This is a genomic window from Leucobacter sp. cx-42, from assembly GCF_014529985.1.
GTDB lineage: Bacteria > Actinomycetota > Actinomycetes > Actinomycetales > Microbacteriaceae > Leucobacter.
This window is the reverse complement of record NZ_JACVMU010000004.1, coordinates 184,083-203,565: the sequence shown is the minus strand read 5'-3', so window position 1 is coordinate 203,565 and position 19,483 is coordinate 184,083. Positions and strand designations below refer to the sequence as shown.

The window sequence follows — 19,483 nt, the reverse complement described above, 5'->3', positions numbered from 1 at the left end:
CCCCGTGTGGTGGCTGATGAATGGATTGGAGCGGTAGATGCCAAAGATCAACGCGGCTACCGTTGCTGAGCATCGCGAGCAGCAGGTGCGCAAGATTCTCGATGCTGCACACGATCTGTTGCAGGAGTCGCCGGCGCCGCCCACCATCGGAGCGATCGCGGCGCGCGCCGGGCTGTCGCGCCCGGCCCTGTACGTGTATTTCGAATCGCGCGAGGAGCTGTTCTTCGCGCTCGTCGAAGATATCTTCCCGCGGTGGACCGAGCGCGTGACGCAGTCGATGGCGGCTGTGGAGCATCCGGCGGATCGCCTACGTGCCTTCGCTATCGCCAATCTCGAACTCGTTGACGAGGGAGCGCACGCTGTGAGCGGTGCGCTTCGCACGCTTACTCCCTCGGCGCAGTTGAGTGCGCACGCGCGTGAGATGCACGCGCATATTCAGGCTCCGCTCGTTGACGCGGTGCGGGAGCTTGGGGTCGAGCCGCCGGAACCCGTTGCCGAACTCATCAATACGCTCGTGCACGGCGCGACGCAAATGCTCGAGCGTGGTGAGCGATACGAGACCGTGCTTGCTGGGCTTGATGAGCTGCTCCTGCCGTTTATGGATGCGCATCGCGCGACCGCATCTGCACCACTTTCAGCATCAGCCTCAGAGAAGGAATGATTCGAATGGCGAAGTCACACAACAGCGGATCAGCCCCGCGCGAAGAGTTCTCACGCAACGACCGTCCCGCCCCTACCGGTGGCGGTAAGCAGGCCAGTACCCGTGGTCGTGTCATCGCGACTGTTGCGATCATCGTGGGTGCGCTGCTGATCGGCGTGCTCGGCATTGTGTTGCTCGCCTCGATGCCCACGCCTGGGTAACGGTTTTTGGGGCGATGACCCCCGATTATGAAGGAGCGCTTTCCCTGCGGGGAAGCGCTCCTTTCTGTATTTTGGTGTTCGGCGTATCCCTGAAACGCCGCCATGATCTGCGGTCTTGTACTCATAATCCGTCAAATTGTGCACCCCGACACCTGATCGTTATGCATAAGCTCCATACACCCTTTCCATATTTGGCTACAGGTGTTAGCTTGGCTGCAACTCTGAATATAAGAGATTCAGTCCGTATTCATAGCTTTCGTGCGGGCTGCGAACAGTTGGGTTGTGTGTTTTATGGGAAAAACAAAGGTGAGGAATTTCAGGGCGCGCATAGCGGGTCTTCTCACAGTCTTGCTCACTATTGGCCTCGGGGCGGGCAGTATTGTCCCCGCGTACGCGGCCGATGACGAATTCTTTGGATACTCAATCACGGCGTTGGACACCTCGAGTGGCCAGTCGCTCAGCCAGGTCGAAACCGGCAAGCAATTCCACTACGTCATCAGTACGAACTGTATTGAGAACGCAGGCTGTGGTGCCGTTGAGATGAAGTTCGCAGTTCCCGCTGAAGGCAAGTTCTTGCAGGATGCCTTCACTGTGCCTGTAGGAGCAGTCCAAAAGTCCTTCACCCCGGGTGCAGGTGGCAAGGGCGGCGAGCTCATCATTGCCTGGCCGAACCTCACTGAGCGTCCCGCGGTATACATTCCCGTGGTGTTCGATGCGAGCCTTGACGCATCGCTCAACGGCTCGAAGCAGCTTGCCGAGGTGCAGGTACAGCGCGAGGGTGAAGAAGTAACCCAGAAGTCCATCTCACTTGACCTCAACGTCTGGAGCAAAGCCTCGATTAATGCCGGGGCAGCGATGATCTGGCAGGACACCGCCAGCGGCGAAAAGATCAACGCTGTCAAGGAAATTTCGGGCAGCGCAGCTACCCTCGTGACGACCGCGCGTGCTGAAGCGAACTCGCAGAGTAAGTTCACGATTCAGTTCCCCTCGGCGACGAGTGGTAGCAAGGCAGCAGTAACGGTCGCGGAAGCATTCGATCTGAAGAAGCTGAAGCTCTCGAGCAACCCCTCGGGCGCAAAGGTGACGTACAAGCTGCAGGACGGTTCAACTACTGAGCGCACACTGGCAGCCGGCGTACTCGAGTCGGATGCGCCTGCTGACGCAGTCGGTTACACGGTCGTCGTTGGTGACTTCCCTTCGCTTGCCACTTCTTCGGATGCTGAGCGAACCGTTTCGGTCTCTGCAGACTACGTTCTGCGCTCGGAAACCCGCACGACTGGCGCTCGCATTGTTGAAGAGGGCAAAGCGAACGTCTCACTCGCTGAGACTGCCGACATCACGAACAGCGTCGACCACTTCAACCCGGCGACCGGCGGTACTGCAAAGATTGAACGCGCGGCGACCCTCAGCGTCACCGCCCTGCAGCCGGAAGTGGCTGTTGGTGCGACGTGGGTGACCCACGATGGCGACAACAACACCAGCGTCTACGGTTCGGGAGAAACTTCAACCGCAACAGTCTCGGTAGCGAACACTGGTGAGCAGCAGCTGCTTGACCTGACCATCAAGATTCCGATGGATGGAGCTTGGTACTTCGACTACACCGACCTGACCGCGCTTCCTCGAGTCACCTTCCCAGCCGGCTCGACCAAGGCGACCATTCAGTACCAGTACGGTGACGGTACAACCGGTGCGGCTCATCCATTCACCAAGGGTGGCGCGGTTCCCGGCCCGGGCCAGGACACCAATGCCAGCAGCGGCAACCCACGTGGCCTCGGTGAGGTCAAGGGAATCATTGTGGTATTTACGCCAGGTACGGTATCGATCCCCGGCAACTGTGCCGGCATTGACGATACGAGCTGTGCGGGCAAGATCGAACTCGACGGCAAGCTCCGTGAGGTAAATCGTTCGACGGGCAAGCCCATTGAGCCACCTGCACAGGGCGATACCCGCATCAAGTTTGGTGCAGACATCGCAGCTCAGGCGACCACCAAGGTCGTGCGAAACCTGAAGACCCCCGACAACGTTGACGTCGTGCTCGTCAACCCGAAGTTCAACGTTGAGCTGGGCAAGCGACTGGGCGATGGCGCCGATGACGTGGTATACCCGCTGACGGGTCAGACCAAGTCAGGCGACCTGTACGACCGCGATGCTGGTCCCGGTAATCAGAACTATCGACCGCATCAGATGAAGTTCGTCGTGCAGACCGAGCCGGGCCTCACCGACCCTGAGAAGGTCGGCGCGCAGGAGTTTGTCATCATGGACCCTGTGAAGGTGCCCACGGTGGCGACGCTGAAGGATACTCCTTTCAACCTGATGGAGTTCACCCAGATTGACGCTGGCGACATGGTGTGTACAACTCCAGATGGCAGCGGCGGGCAGAAGCCCTACAACTCGTCGACCACACAGACCGTGTGGCTTGCAGAGTATGACAGCCCCACCAGCCGCATCGTTACCGCAATCAATGAGGTGCCGCTGGCTGACATTGATACTCCAGATGAACTTGAGCGCGTAGTTGGGCTACGGATTGTCGTGAGCCCCGCTGCGGGAGACAAACGATTCCCAGTAGACGTCAAGTGCGTCTCTGGCGATGACACGTCTGTGAAGTTCCGCCAGTACGCCCTGGAACAGAAGAAGAACACCTCGCCCACTGGCGAGGTGACCTACGAGCAGATTCCGATCAGCCCGGACACGGTGGGTAACCCCAACACTCCTGGCCTCTTCAGCCCTGCAAACACGGCAGAGGTGAAGACCGGTACTAACACCCCGCACGCGACCGGTACCGACTCGCTCTACCTTGTGGACGTCTCGCTCGCGGTGATGTACAAGCACTTCGCGCAGAACGCGAAGAAGTACGGCGTGCAGGAGCAGGACACGAAGACCAGCTTCGTGCTGTCATCGGTTCCCCAGGGCGACGACGTTGTTTCCGTCAGAATGACCGATGGCTCCTCGAGCAAGGGCGGCCTCGATGTCTTCGATGTGACCGCGATTCACACCGTGCATGTTGGCCCCGATCAGGAAATGAAGATCACTCTCTTTGCAGCAGACGGCAGCCAGCTTGCTCCCGTCGGTACCGTTGAGAGCTCTATTGAGTTGGACGGACAGGATCTTGATCCGGCCGACATTGAGAGCTCGCAGAGCGCAAAGTACCGTGAATTCTGGGACGAGGAGCGTGAACCCGAGTGGTCTGTGCCGCTCGATGCTGCGATCCTCAGCCAGATTGCCAAGATCCAGGTTGATGTGAAGCGCGGCACGGCAGACGCTGTCATGCAGAAGCACGGTGCTGCATCGATTACGGCAGACATGCAGCTGCGCGACACCTTCCGGTCACTTCCGGGAGAAACTGTCGTGGGCAGCATGGCCGGCGTTGCCTACTACAACACCGGCGTGACGGAGAGCTTCCCGAAGCAGGGCGCTACGCAGACAAAGACATCGGAAGTGAAATTCCGCGTTTACGCGGCGACTGATGTGTTCGGTTTCTCAGAAGCGGGTTGGTTCGACGCCAAGGACTCACAGACGCCGCTCGTAGCGAAGAACTTCACGCCGTCGAAGATTGTTCTCGACGTTTCTAACCGCACGGCAGTGGGCACGGACGCACCGCCTGAGGATCAGTGGAAGACCCCTAACCACATTGATATTGGTGTGGATCAGGTTTCGGTCAGCGTGAACGGTGACGCTGCCTCGGGTAAGAACCCCTTCGCAGTCGTCGACTTCAACGGCATTAGCCAGGTGTGGTGGCCGGTGAAGGACGGAGCGTCTATTGTTTCGCAAATGCCAGCAGATCGCGTCAACGCGAAAATTGTCTACACCTACGCCGATGGCGGCACCTTCCCGGTGGACGCACCATTTGGTACAGAGTTTGACGAATTGAACCCGCCGAAGAACCGTTGGCAGGACGTGGTGGGAATCACGATGACCTGGTCCGAGGCAGGCAAGTATGTTGGCCTGGAGCAGGAAGGTAAAGATAAAAACCGTGCGCGTCTCGCATTCAACACTGTTCTTCGCGACGATGTTCGCGGCGATCTGAACGCTTCTACGGGAGTCTGCACCAACGGCTACACTTACAACTTCGTTGATGCTGCTGATGCGACCATTGTGCACTCGCTGACGGGTTGTAAGCCGATTGATAACCCGGCCCCGCTCGAGCCAAACGTTGCAGTCGACAACCATGCGGTTGTCGAGACGGCTGGCCTGGGACGTGCTGAACTCGACGCACGTAGCAACCGGCTTGCGCTCGTCGGCCAAGACGAAAGCATGAACGTGACGCTGAAGGCGTCGACTCCGCAGCGGTTGTACCGAGATCTGCCGAAGCAGCAGGTTTCTGTGACCTACACCGGTGTGAACACGAGTAACACTCCTGTGTCGAGCATGTGGCTGACGACAGACTGCCGTCTGCTTGCAGAGAGTGGCGATTGCCAGTCTGAGAACCCGAATAGGGATCTCTGGCCGCGCAACACACCTGCGGGCTACGGCGTAGTCCCGGGGCTCTCTTGGGATGCGTTCAACGTGCTGTCCGCAAGCGTGAGCTTGCCGGAGGGCGCTGTCAAGGCGACGGTGTGGGCGCTCGACGAGAGCGGCGAATGGACTGAGGGAATCGAGATCCTCTCGGGTACCCCCGCGGTCAACGGCAACATTCCGATCGTGCTCCCGACCAGCGGCCCTGGTCCGAACAAGTGGGACGAGATCATTGCGTTCCGTGTGCAGTTTGACGGTGACGAAGCGACGCGTAAGCGCATTGCGGTCACCACGGGCGACACTGGCGGCAAGCTGAACATGCTCGCAGAGCTGCGCAAGACGCTGCGCAGCGATCCGAACACGCTCTCGCCAGCGAATGAAATCACCGATGACGGAGTCACCTGGCTGCTTGGATCTGATGCGGCTGGCACCCTCCACATTGGCGACAGCCCAACAGCGACGGAGAAGCCTTTTGCTGACGCTGCGAGCAACTTGCTCGTGTACGCAGGCAACCCGGTCGGCTCCACGAAGAAGTTCACTTCGCTGCCATCCACTGGCAACGAATCATCTTCGAAGAAGGTCGAGCCTGGTGAAAAGGTTGACTTCCACATTCGGGTGACCAACGACTCGAAGGCGACGAGTAACATGTACGAGCTCGCCGTCGCAGACCAGTTCCCTGCAGAGCTGGTGTACATCGAGGGCGTACCTGAGTACCGACCACAGGTCATTTCGGTCCCAGACCGTGCGCCTGGTGAGCCCCAGTTCCAGGCGCCGACGTTCAGCGTGCAGGCTGGCAATAAGCCGGGTCTGCAGCAGGCGCGTGCGACCTGGACGAATGGTGAGTACCTCAAGCCAGGAGAATCGATCCTGCTGAAGATTCCGCTCATGGTGAAGGACGGCTTTAAGCCGAACGACATTGCGACGAACGACGCGTGGATCGAAGGTAATGGCGTGAAGGGTGCCGGAAACCAGGGTCGTTGCTTCGTTGGCGCGAAGCCCGAGCCTGAACTTCTCTGCAGCTCGAATGCAACTGTGACTGGTGTCCGTATCGACAAGACCCGTGTTGAGTCGTACATCGACGCCACTGTCGGTGGCGCGATCAACGACGAGGCCGCAACGTGTGTCGTTTCGCCAGCAGCGGGAAGCGGTGAAGTCGCGTGTGAAGATGCGTGGCTCACCTACCCTTGGCAGGTGAACACCACCGTCGGTACCACGAACACCTACCGCCTGAAGCTCGTCAACTCGGGTAACATCCCGTTGGCCGAAATGCGCTTCGTGAACGGCCTGCCGTTTGTCGGCGACCAGGGCGTGTTGAACCCCAAGCAGCGTAACTCTGACTGGGCCCCGTCAATCATTCCTGAGTCGATCAAACTCATCGGTGCAGAGAAGCTACACAGCGAAGAGGTCGCTCGCGATGATGCTGCATTCAAGGCAGACTCGCTGCGGTACACCGGGACCAACAAGCCCTGTACCTTCGGGGCAGATGGTCTCGCTGGTCAGGCAACGCTCGGCTGTGCGCAGGGCACCTGGGTCACTGACCCGAGTGATGTTTCGGGCCCGATGAAGGCGTTTGGCGCAGTACTTGAGTTCCCCGCTGGGAAGCCCATCGCGGGTGGCGAGTACGTGATCTTGGAGTACAAGGTTCGCGTCCCCGAGACCAGCCAGAACAACAAGATTGCGTACAGCACCGCCTCGATTACCGGACGTCAGGATGCGAGGGGCGACTGGATTTCCCCGAATGAGTCGTACCCCTCGGCTCTGCGCACCATCGACACCGCGATGACACTCACGAAGACGCTGACCCAGAACGAGGTTGCCAACTGGCATCTGAACTCTGACGGCTACACGATCGATCTCGTGTGTACCGCGCCTGACGGATCGGCCATGGATCCGATCGCGGTCAAACTGCCCGCGGTGACCACGATCGATGGAAAGGTCTCTGCCGATGTGACAGGCCTTCCCGTGGACGGCAAGTGTGCGGTCGTTGACGAGACATACGTCCCGACAGCGAACACCGCTGCAGGCCAGTACGGCAAGAAGAGCGAGAACGCAACGGGCTTCGCATACTCGACGGACCCCGAGGACCCGATCACCCTGAAGCCCTACGAGGAGGGCGACAAGGTTGAGAAGGTTCCAGCTGACAACGCGATTAACGTTGAGAACACCTACGTGGAGTCCTCGCTCACGGTAGGCGTCGAGATTGCTGGAAACGCGACGGACGTCATCCGCCCGGATGACAAGTTCCTCGTCGACGTCACCTGTGACTTCGGCACGGTCACGAAGACGTTTGACACGTTTGAGCTCAAGGCTGGCGACACGGCGAAGATTCCGGGAATCGCGGTCGGTGCAAACTGTGCCGTGACGGAAACTGATGCCCGTGGCGCGAACCCAGTCACTGGTCAGTACGAGGAAGGCACGCCCGTCGAGCTCGACTCGAAGCGCACGGTCTCCGTCGCAACTATTGAGCCGGGGGACCACAAGGTCGAGTTCGTGAACTACTTCAACGCTGGCGGCGACCTCGTCGTCACGAAGAAGGTCGAACTGCCGAAGTCTGGCACCGCGTTTGGTGATGTGGAACTCGCAACCAGCTGTGTGCTGGCTGGCCACGAACTCAACCTCGGTGACAAGGCGACCCAGAAGCTCGACTTCGGCGCTGGTGAAACGGAGAAGTCCTTCACCGTCGCGGGTGTTCCGACCGGCGCAGAGTGCACCGTGACTGAGACTGCTGCAGGCGGCGCGAACGTGCCGGCGCCGGATCGCACGGTCACGATCCGCAAGGATGAGACCGTCTACGTGGAGATGACCAACATCTTCACGCCGGCAACGCTCTCGCTCACTAAGGAACTCGCTGGTGCGGGTGCCAAGGAAAGCCGAGTGCCGAGCACGTTCGATGTCCAGGCAACCTGTACTCGTGACCTCACCATTGGTGGCAAGGACGTAACCGTCACTGACCACGACGCGAAGATCGCGCTCACCCCTGGTGCGCCGATCAACGTGGCGAAACTGCCTGCAGGTTCGCAGTGTGAGATCACCGAGCCCTACAAGTACCAGGCTGAATCGACGAAGTTCGAATCGCTCACCAAGGGCGTGGAGAACCTCTCGAAGGATGACACCAACAGCGCAGTCGTTGTACTCGCCGAGGCAAACGCCAACGGTGACGCGGTGACCACCGCTGTGCGGGTCACGAACAGCTACAAGAAGACCGAGGGACTGGTGATCACCGGTGGTGCAGCTGCACCGTTCGGCGCCGCAGCCCTCCTGCTCCTCGCAGGACTCGGTATCGTGCTCTTCCGCAAGCGTCGCACCGGCGAAGCAAGCTAAGGGCAGGGCGTAGCGCCTCGCGCTGACGCCTCCATGCACCACGGCCCAGGCGGCTCCTCACAACGAGGAAGCCCCTGGGCCGTGGTGTTTGTGTAGCTTGGGTGATCCGCACCAATCAAATAGCTGGGAATGAGTAGCAGAGGGTGCCGGAACACAGCAAACTTTCGTAAGCTGGCGAGTATGACAGAGAGCATGGACAGCGGGGCGCACGAGAAGCACCCGATGCTGCGACGCCTGACGGCGCTACGCAGCAAGATCCACGCTCGTCCGGTGCTCGGCTTCTTCTACCGCGTGATGATCGCGCTCGTGGGCGGCGTGCTGATTCTCGCTGGTCTCATCATGCTCATTACACCCGGTCCGGGCTGGGTGACGATCTTCCTTGGCCTGGCAGTGCTCGGCTCAGAGTTCTCGTGGTCGCGCCGGTTGCTCGCGTGGCTGCGTCAGAAGGTCACGCGCGCGTGGGAGCGCGGCAAGATCCTCAAGCGCGCTCGCAGTGCGAAGAGAGCAGAACGCCGCGCGCAGCGAATGCTTGCGCGCGGCCGTACTGCGTTCTAGCAGGGGGCGGATCATCGCCCCGGGTGCAGGCTTCGTTTAGAAGCGGTCGGGGCTGGGGCCGTCTGCGTGCAGAATCGAAACGTCTGCGTGACGGTCGAAGCGGTAGCCAATGCCGCGCACGGTACGGACGATGTCCTGGTACTGCGCGAGCTTCACACGAAGGCGACGAACGTGCACGTCGATCGTGCGCTCGCTCGGGATCTCCTCAGCGGGAGCGTCTGCCCAGAGGCCTTCGATGATTTCGTCACGGCTGACGGTGCGGCCTTCGCGCAACACGAGGAACTGCAGGAGTTCGAACTCGCGGAAGGTGAGGGTCGCGGGGGTGTTGTCGAGCAGCACACGGCCACGCGAGAAGTCGAGGATGACGCCGCTCTTGGCGCGGTCCTGCTCGGCTGCTGCAGCCTGCTGACGGCGAGCCTTTGCCGAGGGATCGCCGAGTGCGAAACGGACGACGTCAACGTCGCGACCGCCGGTGCCTTCGGGGGCCAGCGCCACTGCTGCGTAGGTGTCTGCTGCGGGAGCGAGGCGGTTCACGAGGTGCTTGATCTGGTTCACGATGTCGCTGATCTGCGGATCGTTCGAGTTCAGCTTGTCTTCCGAGAGGCCGACGTACAGCGCGAAGCCGCGGACCTCGGTGCCCTCGGGGAGCGAGCGGGTCGGCTGCGGTGCGAGGTTCGCTGCGAGGTCGGGACGTGCGGTGCGGAGATCGGCGGGAGCTGCGTTGCTGATGGTAGCCATGATGATGTGGAGTCCTTAAAGGGTGCCTGAACGGCAAAAGATGTCGAGAGTGAAGAGAGCGACCCCGGAATGTACATCGGGTTCGCAGAGAGCGCGCTAAAAGTTAGAGAAAGTTTTAGCTGCACATTCGACAACGCATGACGCCAGCCATCATCATGCCGCGCCGCCCGAGGATTACCTCGCAAGCGGATACGGAACCGGTGATGTCATGCATAAGCGAAAGTATATGCAGACTTCACCCGCTGACACAAGTAGTAATCTTCTTGATTTTCCTCAGTTGGTACATAGACAACGGCGGCCTGGTACAAAAAGTAGTACCAGGCCGCCGTTATTTAGCGAAAAGCTTGTTGCTTATGCCGTGCCGTACAGGCGGTCACCTGCGTCACCAAGACCGGGAACGATAAATGCGTTCTCGTCGAGGCCCTCGTCGAGCGACGCAAGCACGAGAGTGACGTTGCGGTCGCCAGCGACCTCCTTGATCTTCTCAACGCCCTCGGGGGTGCCGAGTACGCAGATCGCGGTGACATCGTCTGCGCCGCGCTCAAAGAGGAACTCAATTGCCGCAGCCAGTGAACCACCGGTCGCGAGCATGGGATCGAGGACGAAGCACTGGCGGCCCTCGAGTGAATCAGGGAGGCGCTCAGCGTAGGTCACTGGCTCAAGCGTCTCTTCGTCGCGAGCCATGCCGAGGAAGCCGACCTCCGCGGTCGGAACCAGCTTGACCATGCCCTCGAGCATGCCGAGGCCGGCGCGCAAGATTGGCACGATGAGGGGGAGCGGCTCGCTCAGGCGAACACCGGTGGTCTTCGCAACGGGAGTCTGAATCTCCATGGGGTCGACACGAACCTCACGGGTCGCTTCGTACGCGAGGAGCGTCATGAGCTCTTCGATGAGCAGACGGAAGGTCGGCTGAGGCGTTTGCTCCTGTCGCAGAACAGTAAGTTTGTGCGAGACGAGCGGGTGATCTGCAACGATAATGCGCATATGCCTATTCTAAACGTGTGACCCCGACTCAGACCTCACAGATTCCTGCATCCGCTGCGGAGAACGCAGCCATGCAGCTTGCGCTCGACGCGGCCGTCGCTGCTGGTGCCGCGGGTGAGATTCCCATCGGGGCCGTCGTGCTCGGACCAGACGGTGCGGTGCTTGGCACGGGCCACAACGACCGTGAGGCCAGCCTCGACCCGACGGGCCACGCAGAGGTGCTGGCGATCCGCGCCGCTGCGCAGCAGCTCGGTGATCGCATGCTCGGCGACTGCACGCTCGTCGTGACGCTTGAACCGTGCGTCATGTGTGCGGGCGTGATTTTGGCGGCGCGGATCCCACGAGTCGTCTTCGGGGCGTGGGACGAAAAAGCGGGCGCTGTCGGCAGTGTGTACGACCTGCTGCGGGATGGGCGCCTGCCGCATCCGGTGCCCGAGGTCGTCGCGGGGGTGCGCGCAGACGAGTGCGCCGCGCTGCTCGAAGCATTCTTCGCAGCGCGGCGGTAGTCGACGGTTAGTCGCTCGAAAGCATCACGATCGAGCTCGTCGTGGGTGCAGTCGCGTTGGGGTCGATCCACACGTCAGGCTCGATGTAGATCGAGGCGGCAGCGGGTACCGCTTCGCGGATCCGCCGCTCTGCGAGGTTCACAATGACCGAGATCTCGCGCGCCGTGATGTCGGGGGCAACGCTGATTTTTGCTGCCACGAGGAAACGGTCGGGGTCGACGTAGAGGGTCTTCATGTGAATGATGCGCTCGACGTCCTTCGACGCGAGCATTGCCTCTTCGATCTTCTTGACGTCTTCTGCGCTGGCTCCCTCGCCGACGAGGAGACCCTTGATTTCAACGCCGAGCACGACCGCGACCGCAACGAGCAGCACACCAATGAAGATCGTGGAGATGCCGTCGTAGATGCCATTGCCAGTGATGACGGTCAGGCCAACGCCGAGGAGTGCGATGATGAGGCCGATGAGGGCCGCGAAGTCCTCGAGGAGGACCACGGGAAGCTCGGGTGCCTTCGACTTGCGAATGAAGCTGACCCAGCTCTGCTTACCCTTGAGCGGGCGGCTCTCGCGCACCGCGGTGCGCATCGAGAAGGACTCAAGAATGATCGCGATCACCAAGACAACGAGCGGCAGCCACCACATCTCGAGTGCGTGCGGCTCGCGGATCTTCGAGACGCCCTCAACGATCGAGAAAACGCCACCGATCGAGAACAGGATGATGGCGACCACGAAGGCGTAGACGTAACGCACACGGCCGTAGCCGAATGGGTGCTCGTCGTCGGCAGGCTTCGCAGCGCGCTTGCCGCCGATCAGCAGCAGTATCTGGTTGCCAGCGTCAGCGAGCGAGTGCACGCCCTCCGCGAGCATGGCCGAGGAACCGGAGAACAGCCATGCGACAATCTTCGTTACCGCAATGCCGAAGTTGGCTAGGAAGGCCGCAATGATCGCCTTGTTACCACCAGATGCACTCACCAGATTCCTCCTTGTGCCTGTGACACGTGTGCCGCTTAGTCTACGCGCGAGGGATGCCGGAGCGGGAGTATGGCGCGGCTTGAAGTGGACTAGGCGGATAAAGACCTGCGATCGCGGATTGCGCGACGATACCTCGCCGCCACGTAGACAGCCGCAGTGAGAATGATGAAGGCGTTCATGCCGCCACCGTGTGGGTTGAGACTGAGAGCCGGTAAGTCACTTTCGCTAGTGCTCCATGCTTCAAAAACCCACGGAATGGTGGCTCGCCCGCTAACGAAAAGAGTGAACAGTGCCGTGGGAGGCTCATTCCCATTTGCAGCCGTGGTGGGGTTGGAAGAGCCTAACGGCCGCATCGTGGATTATCGCGTCATGCGCGCTATTGGCTGTAAGAACCCAGCAGGAAAACTCCTGATCGACCCTAGTACGGCACCCTCGTGGTCGATGTCTATGCCGGCCAAATTTCAAACATCTTGCGGATTCGCGTCGATGTGGAGCTACTGAGTACGCAGGACGGCTCACCCTGTAACTGTCATGACGTCAATCGTTGGCCGCTAGGAGCCACAAAGAAAACCATTACTGTTTCAATCGTTCTGCGCTACATCCATGCGGAAAAACCCACGTGTCTGCTGTGTAATCGTGGAAATATACTGCACGTTCAAAATGGTCAACGAATTAGCGTAAGAGATCTTCGGGCTATGGCCTATCCCTTGTCGTCCTCGAGGACGTTACTTATGTACGTCTCTGCGTCTAATCCGTACTCTTCAGCTCTTTCACGGTCCCTGTATGTGAGGCCCCCTCTTTCCTTATACCATTCCCTCTGCTGCTGTTTCCGGCCAGTCCACCCTTGTTCGCTCGGGATTTCTGGTTTCTCCAACGCCCGACGTTTAAGACTGAGGCTCTCCAGATACGTCTGTTGTTTAGGCGCTACTATCCTTCGATGGATCGTGAGCGATCCTCTGCCCAAGGTGGCTGTACCTAAGACGATCAAAGCCACGGCCAAAACAAGGCCAGTGATATCGCGTAGAAAGTTGATCCACCCTGCGCTGATATCCTCGAATATGAGCATCAGAGGGACGCATGCCAGTAGCGAGAAGACACCCCAAACCGCGTAATGTGGCAATGCGTCTGGTTTGAAGGAGTTGTATCTCTGAATTTCTGCGGTCGTCATTAGATCTAATTCGCACTTACTTGCCATCGACTGTCCACACTTTCGCGTCCTGAATAGCGCACCTATTCTTTGCCATGAAGTAACTGTTGAGCTTAGGGCGTCCGCAGGTCCTATTCGGGCTGGGTGCACCATTACGTAATCGTTCTTCGGCGCTCGGGAGTGCGCCGTATCTATCGTCTGGGTTCCGGCTAAGCGGTCCAAGTTTTATTGAATACTACGTGAATAAAAACACCTGCACATCTGCAGGAATTTTCGCGTGTGATTAGCCATTGGGGCCTTCAGGATTCTTTGCCGCGTTTGCCTGGTGAATCCTTTCCCGACGAGAAGCTTTCGTATTCGGCGGACTTCCTGGAAGAGAGTGTGCTCCGGCGAGAGAGCGAGCAACCTCGTGTGCACACCTACACTTGACGGATCCCAAATCTAAGCCTTTTTCCCACGACTGAACTGCTTTACCTCATATCTAAGGAGCGCTAGTTTTCCTTACCTCTGTGGCTGTGTGCCCTGGTCGGCAATGATTATTACCACGTCACGCAACTTACGAGCGGCCGCTCGATCCAAGCCTGTGTGTGCCGCAGATAACGGAACCAGTGATTCCCGGCCTCGCAACCCTTTGGTATTGAGGTAGTCCATTTCCCTTGTCCTCTGTCCCTCCCGAAAGTGCTATTTGAAGAGACGCGTGCTGCCCAACTGACAAGCGTCTACGGCGCGACTCGCGGGTGGATACAGAACAGAGCGTACGTAGAGAGGCTAAGGTCCTGGCGCAGGAATGTCAGTGGTCAGTCCTAGAGTTGGGGCATGACCACTTCTCCCATTGAAACTCTGAGCGCAGCACAAGCCCGACGCATCGCGCTCGCCGCACAGGGCTTCAGCGGTGCGCCAAAACTCAAGAAGCGGCGCCCGTTCGATGATGCACTCGGCAGCCTGGGCGTGCTGCAGATTGACTCGGTCAACGTGTTCTCGCGCAGCCACTACATGCCGGTGTTTTCGCGGCACGGTGGGTACGACCGCGCAGCCTTCGACGACCACCTGTGGCGCAGCGGCGAGTACACCGAGTACTGGGCGCACGAGGCCGCACTCATCCCGGTAGGTGACCGACCACTCTTTCAATGGCGCATGCGCGACTTCGAGGCGAAGCATGCCGAGCGAGCAGAACCGCTTGCGCGCACCATCGCGCTCGTGCGCGACCAACTTGCGGCCGAGGGGCCGCAGCTCGTGCGCGAACTCGAGTCAGGTCCACGCGAGAAGCGCGGGCCATGGTGGGACTGGAGCGACACCAAGCAGGCAGTCGAGATCCTCTTCGCCTCCGGCGAGGTCGTGGCGGCGAACCGTGAGGGGTTCCAGCGACGTTACGCGCTCGCCGAGCACGTGCTGCCCGCCCACGCGCTCGAAGACCGCTCCCGTGAGGAGGCTCAGCGCGCGCTGATCAGTCAGGCTGGCCGCGCCCTTGGCGTCGGCACGCTTGCTGATCTCGGTGACTACTACCGCCTGCGCCCCAAGGAAACCGCGGCGGCCGTGCGCGATCTGGCGGAAACAGGGGAACTGCTGCCAGTGCGCGTCGAGGGGTGGAATGACAAGTCTGGCGATCCGCTCGCCGCCTGGTTGCACCGTGATGCTCGGGTGCCCGCCCGCCTCGCGCCGCACGCGCTCCTGACGCCGTTTGACCCGGTGGTGTGGTTCCGGCCGCGGGCCGAGCGCATGTTCGACTTCCACTACCGCATTGAGATTTACACCCCGAAAGAAAAGCGGAAGTACGGCTATTACTGCCTCCCACTCATGGTCTCGGGGCAGCTCGCGGGACGCATCGATCTGAAGGCGGATCGCGCAGCCAACACCCTCCTCGTCCAGGCAGCCTGGCGCGAGCCAGGGGCGCCCGGGCACACTGCCGAGGTCGCGGCCGAGCTCTTGCAACGCGCTGCCGCCTGGCAGGGACTCGAGCGGATCGTTGCGACAGGCGTCGGAAACCTCAGGCTGCCGGCCTTCGAGTAATACTGAACGTTGTTGTTCACTCTGGCCTATTCATTGAAGCAAGGGAACGTCGAAGGTACAATTGAGCAACTAATGATTCGTGAAAGACCGGAGGTGGGCACTTTGTCTCCTGACTCTGTGAAAGCACGCCGTGCTGAGTGGGCAAGCGAAGCTAGCCACAGCGCACTTCTTGAAGGGCTCACCGTAAGCGAAGCCTGCATCGCTGACAGCAATGATTACGTCGCAGGTGTGATCACTGCTGACGAACTCGTTGAACTCACGCGTGAGCGATTCGGGCTTGTCGGCCGTTGACCCATATGTAGACCCGCGAACTGGGGTGCTGCATAACCTCATAGCTGCGGTGACTTCTGAAGCCCTGGCGGTAGCTGAGGCAGATCTTCACTTCGTGAGAGCTCTGCAGATTCACGAGAACAATCTCGTTCCTCATACGCGTGATCTCGAAGAACTCAAGCAGCTGCATCGGCATCTGTTTCAAGATCTTTTTGCCTGGGCCGGTGAAATCCGGACCATCGATATGAAGCGTGGGGAAGGCAAATTCTTTGCGCCCTGCGCGTGGATCGAACTTAACGCGCAACATGCTTTTGCGGCTCTGCGCGAAGAGAACTATCTGCGTAATCTTTCCCGAAGCGATTTCATTGTAAGGCTTGCGTTCCACTACGACGCGGTGAATTTCATTCACCCGTTCCGAGAGGGCAACGGCCGGACTCAGCGATTCTTTTGGTCTCGAGTTGCGCTTGAAGCTGGCTGGGTTCTTGATTGGCGACCTATCCATGGTGAAGAACTCAATGAAGCAAGTCGCGTCGCTAGGGAAGACGGTGACATGGGGCTCTTGTTGCAGGCTTTGGAGAAGTGCGTTTCTCCTGTCTGGAACTCCTAAACTGATGGCATGAGTGCAGCCACCGAAGTTTCAACGTCAGCAGTCCGCGTCGCAATGCTCGGCTCGGGCTCCATGGGTGGTGCGATCCTCGCGGGTCTGCAGAACCCCGAGTCAGGCGTCGCGAGCCCCATCGAGGTCACGACCCGCAGCGCCGCAAGCGCCGCAGCACTGACCAACCCGCGCGTGCACGCAGTCGCGCTCGAAGACAACGCAGAGGCGAACCGCCTCGCAGTCGCTGATGCCGACATCGTCGTGCTCGGCGTGAAGCCGTGGCTCATCGTTGAGCTCGCAGGCGAGATTGCAGACGCAGTGAAGCCCGGCACGATCGTCGTGAGCGTCGCCGCTGGCGTGACCGCAGCGCGCATCGAGGCTCAGCTTCCCGACACCGTTTCGGTCGTGCGCGTGATGCCGAACACCCCGTCGACCATCGGCCTCGGCGTTGCAGGCGTTGCAGCTGGCAGCCGCGCGACCGAGGTAGAGGTCGCGGCTGTGGCTCGCCTCTTCGAGACCGTCGGCACGGTCGTCATTGTCGACGAGTCGAAGATCAACGACGTCGCAGCCGTCTCGGGCTCGGGCCCGGCATACCTGTTCTACTTCACCGAAATGCTCGAGGCAGCCGCACGCCGCCGCGGCTTCGGCGACGAAGAAGCACGCACCATGGCATACGAGACCGTGATCGGGGCGGCAGCACTGCTCAAGCACAGCGGCGAAGACGCAGCCGAGCTGCGCCGCCGCGTCACGAGCCCCAAGGGCACGACCGAACGCGCAATTGAGGTCTTCCAGGGCGCAGGCTGGGACGACGTCTTCGACCGTGCGCTCGCCGCAAACGCGGCACGCTCGGTCGAACTCGAACAGGGCTAACACAGCAAGGCGGTCGGTCACGAGAGTGACCGACCGCGATCCGCGCCCCTGTGAGTGACAAGTGGCGCGCGAGTGACTGTGCGCGCGAGGCGCTACAAGCGAGGCGCTAGGCGATGGCGGCGAAGCGTTCGACGTCGCTCGCCGAACCCGACACGATGATGAGATCGCGAGGGGAGACAACGGTCTCCTGCGTCGCGTGCGTGAACGGCTGGCCCGGCGTCTTTACGCCGACAACGGTCACGCGGTAGCGGGTGCGAACACCGCTGGCTTCGAGGGACATTCCGCGGATCGAACGCGGCGGGTACATCTTCGCGATGACGTAGTTGTCATCGATCTGGATGAAGTCAAGCATCTTGCCGCTGAGCAGGTGCGCGACGCGCTCGCCCGCCTCACGCTCGGGGTAGATGACGTGGTTCACGCCAATGCGCTCAAGAATCTTGCCGTGCGAAGCCGAGATCGCCTTCGCCCAGATCTGGGGGATCCCGAGGTCGACGAGATTTGCCGCGATCAGCACGCTCGACTCGATCGAAGCGCCGGTAGCGACGACGGCGATCTGGAACTCATCCGCGCCGAGCTGGCGCAGCGCCTCCATCGAACGCGCATCGGCCTGCACGGCGTGCGTCACGCGATCCGACCACTTCTGCACGAGCGTCGGATCAGTGTCGACCACGAGTACCTCGCGGTCCTGACGGTCGAGCTGGCCCGCGGTAGCGGCGCCAAAACGGCCGAGCCCGATCACTAGAACGGGGGCGTCATTGCGAATATCAACCAACGATCGGCCTCTCTTCGGGGTAGCGGAAGAACCGCGGACTGCTCGTCGCAGCAACTGCCGCGGCAAGAGTGACAGTACCAACTCGACCTGCCCACATGGTGGCAGACAGGATGTATTTGCCTGAATCAGGCAAGGTTTCAGACAGGCCCGTGCTGAGACCACAGGTGCCGAACGCCGAAATCACCTCGAACATGACCTGGTCTTGCGGCATCTTCGTGATGTGCATGAGCGAGATCGTCGAAATGAGTACGATCGTCGCGCCCCAAATCAAGACCGAGACCGAGACGCGAAGTACCTCGTTCGGGATGCGACGGCCGAAGGCCTGCATGTCGTTGTATCCGCGGGCTTCGGCGTAGGCCGCGATGAAGAGCACGGCCAGGGTGGTGACCTTGATGCCGCCGGCTGTTGAGGCGGATCCGCCACCCACGAACATCAGCATGTCGATGACGAGCCTGGTTGAGCCCTCCATCTCCATGGGATCGATGATGCCGAGACCGCCAGAGCGGGTCATGACCGACATGTAGAACGTCGTGAAGGCGGAATGCCCGAAGCCGTCAGAACCGAGCGTGCGAGGGTTTGCTGCCTCGAGGCCGCCGATCAGGATCCAGCCGAGGATGATGAACATCAGGGTCGCGGTCAGCGTGAGCTTTGCGTGCAGCCCGAGGCGCTTGTGCGAACGCCAGCCGCGGTCGGTGATGAAGTGGTACAGCGCGAAGATCACGGGGAAGCCGATGCTGCCGAGGAACACGCCGATCGCCAACACGCTCAGCAGGTAGTAGTCGTTGAGGAACGGATCGAGGCCATCAGCGAGCGGGACAAAGCCAGTGTTCGTGAACGACGAAGCCGCGAGGTAAAATCCATTCCAGAGACCGTGCCAGAAATCCATGCCAGAAGCGATGAGGCGCGGGGTGATGAGAATTGTCAGGGCAGCCTCGATGAGCAGCAGGCTCACCGCAACAGCGCGGAGCAGGCCACCAATGTCGCCGAGGCTGATCGCCTGGCTCTCAGACGCGCCGCGGCCCGTGCGGAGTGGGTTCGTGTCGCTCGCAGCGAGCAGGCGCTGCCGCAGTCCGAGCCGGCGGGTGACGGTGAGGCCGAGGAGACTCGCGATCGTGAGCACGCCCACGCCGCCAATCTGAATGCCAATCAGAATCATGATCTCGCCGAAGAGTGACCAGTGAGTCGCCATGTCGACGGTAGACAGGCCAGTCACACAAATCGCCGACACAGCAGTGAAGAGGGCGTCGGCGAGCGGAGTGATTGTACGGCTCGCGCTCGAGATCGGAAGCGCGAGAATCGCAGTCCAGGTAAGGGTCAGCGCCGCGAACACGAGGATCGCGAATCGCGCGGGGGAGGTGTGCGCCATCGCGCGAATCCACCCCTGGCCGGACTGAGGCTTAGTCTGCTTCAGCCGCACGGTACGTGCGCCCAA

At 60.5% G+C, this 19,483-nt stretch carries 15 protein-coding genes; 9 read left to right on the top strand and 6 right to left on the bottom strand.

Annotated elements, in window-relative coordinates:
* Window positions 1–37 precede the first annotated feature (37 nt).
* The 4 genes from ICM05_RS05215 to ICM05_RS05200 all read left to right on the top strand — a co-directional run bounded on the left by ICM05_RS05215 (window position 38) and on the right by ICM05_RS05200 (window position 9,189).
* Entirely contained in the window at window positions 38–661 is a 624-nt protein-coding gene (locus tag ICM05_RS05215; RefSeq protein ID WP_188023523.1) for a TetR/AcrR family transcriptional regulator, read from the top strand.
* Window positions 662–666: 5 nt separating this feature from the next.
* Complete coding sequence (locus tag ICM05_RS05210) at window positions 667–861, top strand: hypothetical protein (RefSeq protein ID WP_188023522.1); 195 nt, start codon at window positions 667–669, stop codon at window positions 859–861.
* Between the two features lie 306 nt (window positions 862–1,167).
* The gene (locus tag ICM05_RS05205; RefSeq protein WP_188023521.1) at window positions 1,168–8,634 is read left to right on the top strand and encodes a DUF5979 domain-containing protein; all 7,467 of its coding nucleotides are present in this window, start codon (window positions 1,168–1,170) and stop codon (window positions 8,632–8,634) included.
* A gap of 180 nt (window positions 8,635–8,814) precedes the next feature.
* Window positions 8,815–9,189: a TIGR02611 family protein gene (locus tag ICM05_RS05200; RefSeq protein ID WP_188023520.1), complete on the top strand. Its 375-nt coding sequence runs from the start codon at window positions 8,815–8,817 to the stop codon at window positions 9,187–9,189.
* 36 nt (window positions 9,190–9,225) lie between these two features.
* On the opposite strand, the gene ICM05_RS05195 is transcribed toward ICM05_RS05200, so the two are convergent.
* Window positions 9,226–9,927, bottom strand: coding sequence for a winged helix-turn-helix domain-containing protein (locus tag ICM05_RS05195; protein ID WP_188023519.1), 702 nt, complete (start codon window positions 9,925–9,927; stop codon window positions 9,226–9,228).
* Window positions 9,928–10,278: 351 nt separating this feature from the next.
* Window positions 10,279–10,911, bottom strand: a complete 633-nt coding sequence (gene upp / locus ICM05_RS05190) for a uracil phosphoribosyltransferase (RefSeq protein WP_188023518.1) — start codon at window positions 10,909–10,911, stop codon at window positions 10,279–10,281.
* 71 nt (window positions 10,912–10,982) lie between these two features.
* Between upp and ICM05_RS05185 the strand changes: the two genes are divergently transcribed.
* The gene (locus tag ICM05_RS05185) at window positions 10,983–11,417 is read left to right on the top strand and encodes a nucleoside deaminase (protein WP_188023539.1); all 435 of its coding nucleotides are present in this window, start codon (window positions 10,983–10,985) and stop codon (window positions 11,415–11,417) included.
* Window positions 11,418–11,424: 7 nt separating this feature from the next.
* Here ICM05_RS05185 and ICM05_RS05180 read toward each other — a convergent pair whose 3' ends face one another.
* Together ICM05_RS05180 and ICM05_RS05175 are read right to left on the bottom strand one after the other, a co-directional pair.
* A complete protein-coding gene (locus ICM05_RS05180) occupies window positions 11,425–12,387 on the bottom strand; it encodes a cation diffusion facilitator family transporter (RefSeq protein WP_188023517.1) in 963 nt (320 codons plus the stop codon).
* Between the two features lie 700 nt (window positions 12,388–13,087).
* Complete coding sequence (locus tag ICM05_RS05175) at window positions 13,088–13,555, bottom strand: hypothetical protein (protein WP_188023516.1); 468 nt, start codon at window positions 13,553–13,555, stop codon at window positions 13,088–13,090.
* Window positions 13,556–14,350: 795 nt separating this feature from the next.
* Between ICM05_RS05175 and ICM05_RS05170 the strand changes: the two genes are divergently transcribed.
* From ICM05_RS05170 to proC, 4 genes are all read left to right on the top strand, one after another.
* Window positions 14,351–15,541, top strand: coding sequence for a winged helix-turn-helix domain-containing protein (locus ICM05_RS05170; RefSeq protein ID WP_188023515.1), 1,191 nt, complete (start codon window positions 14,351–14,353; stop codon window positions 15,539–15,541).
* A 102-nt stretch (window positions 15,542–15,643) separates the two neighbouring features.
* Window positions 15,644–15,832, top strand: a complete 189-nt coding sequence (locus tag ICM05_RS05165; protein WP_215401745.1) for an antitoxin VbhA family protein — start codon at window positions 15,644–15,646, stop codon at window positions 15,830–15,832.
* Window positions 15,833–15,881: 49 nt separating this feature from the next.
* The gene (locus ICM05_RS05160) at window positions 15,882–16,418 is read left to right on the top strand and encodes a Fic family protein (protein WP_188023513.1); all 537 of its coding nucleotides are present in this window, start codon (window positions 15,882–15,884) and stop codon (window positions 16,416–16,418) included.
* Window positions 16,419–16,427: 9 nt separating this feature from the next.
* Window positions 16,428–17,279, top strand: a complete 852-nt coding sequence (gene proC, locus ICM05_RS05155; RefSeq protein ID WP_251364518.1) for a pyrroline-5-carboxylate reductase — start codon at window positions 16,428–16,430, stop codon at window positions 17,277–17,279.
* A 106-nt stretch (window positions 17,280–17,385) separates the two neighbouring features.
* Here the strand turns inward: proC and ICM05_RS05150 are convergent, their stop codons facing one another.
* Together ICM05_RS05150 and ICM05_RS05145 are read right to left on the bottom strand one after the other, a co-directional pair.
* Window positions 17,386–18,051 (bottom strand): TrkA family potassium uptake protein, encoded by a 666-nt coding sequence (locus ICM05_RS05150; protein ID WP_188023512.1) that lies wholly within the window; start codon window positions 18,049–18,051, stop codon window positions 17,386–17,388.
* Window positions 18,044–19,417, bottom strand: coding sequence for a potassium transporter TrkG (locus ICM05_RS05145; protein WP_188023537.1), 1,374 nt, complete (start codon window positions 19,415–19,417; stop codon window positions 18,044–18,046). Before ICM05_RS05145 ends, ICM05_RS05150 begins: the two co-directional genes overlap by 8 nt.
* Window positions 19,418–19,483 lie beyond the last annotated feature (66 nt).

Excerpts from the sequence above, each read along its gene's own strand:
- proC (WP_251364518.1), top strand. The coding sequence starts at position 16,428 with ATGAGTGCAGCCACCGAAGTTTCAACGTCAGCAGTCCGCGTCGCAATG.
- ICM05_RS05185 (WP_188023539.1), top strand. The coding sequence starts at position 10,983 with ATGCAGCTTGCGCTCGACGCGGCCGTCGCTGCTGGTGCCGCGGGTGAG.
- ICM05_RS05145 (WP_188023537.1), bottom strand. The coding sequence starts at position 19,417 with ATGGCGCACACCTCCCCCGCGCGATTCGCGATCCTCGTGTTCGCGGCG.
- ICM05_RS05210 (WP_188023522.1), top strand. The coding sequence starts at position 667 with ATGGCGAAGTCACACAACAGCGGATCAGCCCCGCGCGAAGAGTTCTCA.
- ICM05_RS05170 (WP_188023515.1), top strand. The coding sequence starts at position 14,351 with ATGACCACTTCTCCCATTGAAACTCTGAGCGCAGCACAAGCCCGACGC.
- ICM05_RS05175 (WP_188023516.1), bottom strand. The coding sequence starts at position 13,555 with ATGACGACCGCAGAAATTCAGAGATACAACTCCTTCAAACCAGACGCA.
- ICM05_RS05195 (WP_188023519.1), bottom strand. The coding sequence starts at position 9,927 with ATGGCTACCATCAGCAACGCAGCTCCCGCCGATCTCCGCACCGCACGT.
- ICM05_RS05200 (WP_188023520.1), top strand. The coding sequence starts at position 8,815 with ATGACAGAGAGCATGGACAGCGGGGCGCACGAGAAGCACCCGATGCTG.
- ICM05_RS05215 (WP_188023523.1), top strand. The coding sequence starts at position 38 with ATGCCAAAGATCAACGCGGCTACCGTTGCTGAGCATCGCGAGCAGCAG.
- upp (WP_188023518.1), bottom strand. The coding sequence starts at position 10,911 with ATGCGCATTATCGTTGCAGATCACCCGCTCGTCTCGCACAAACTTACT.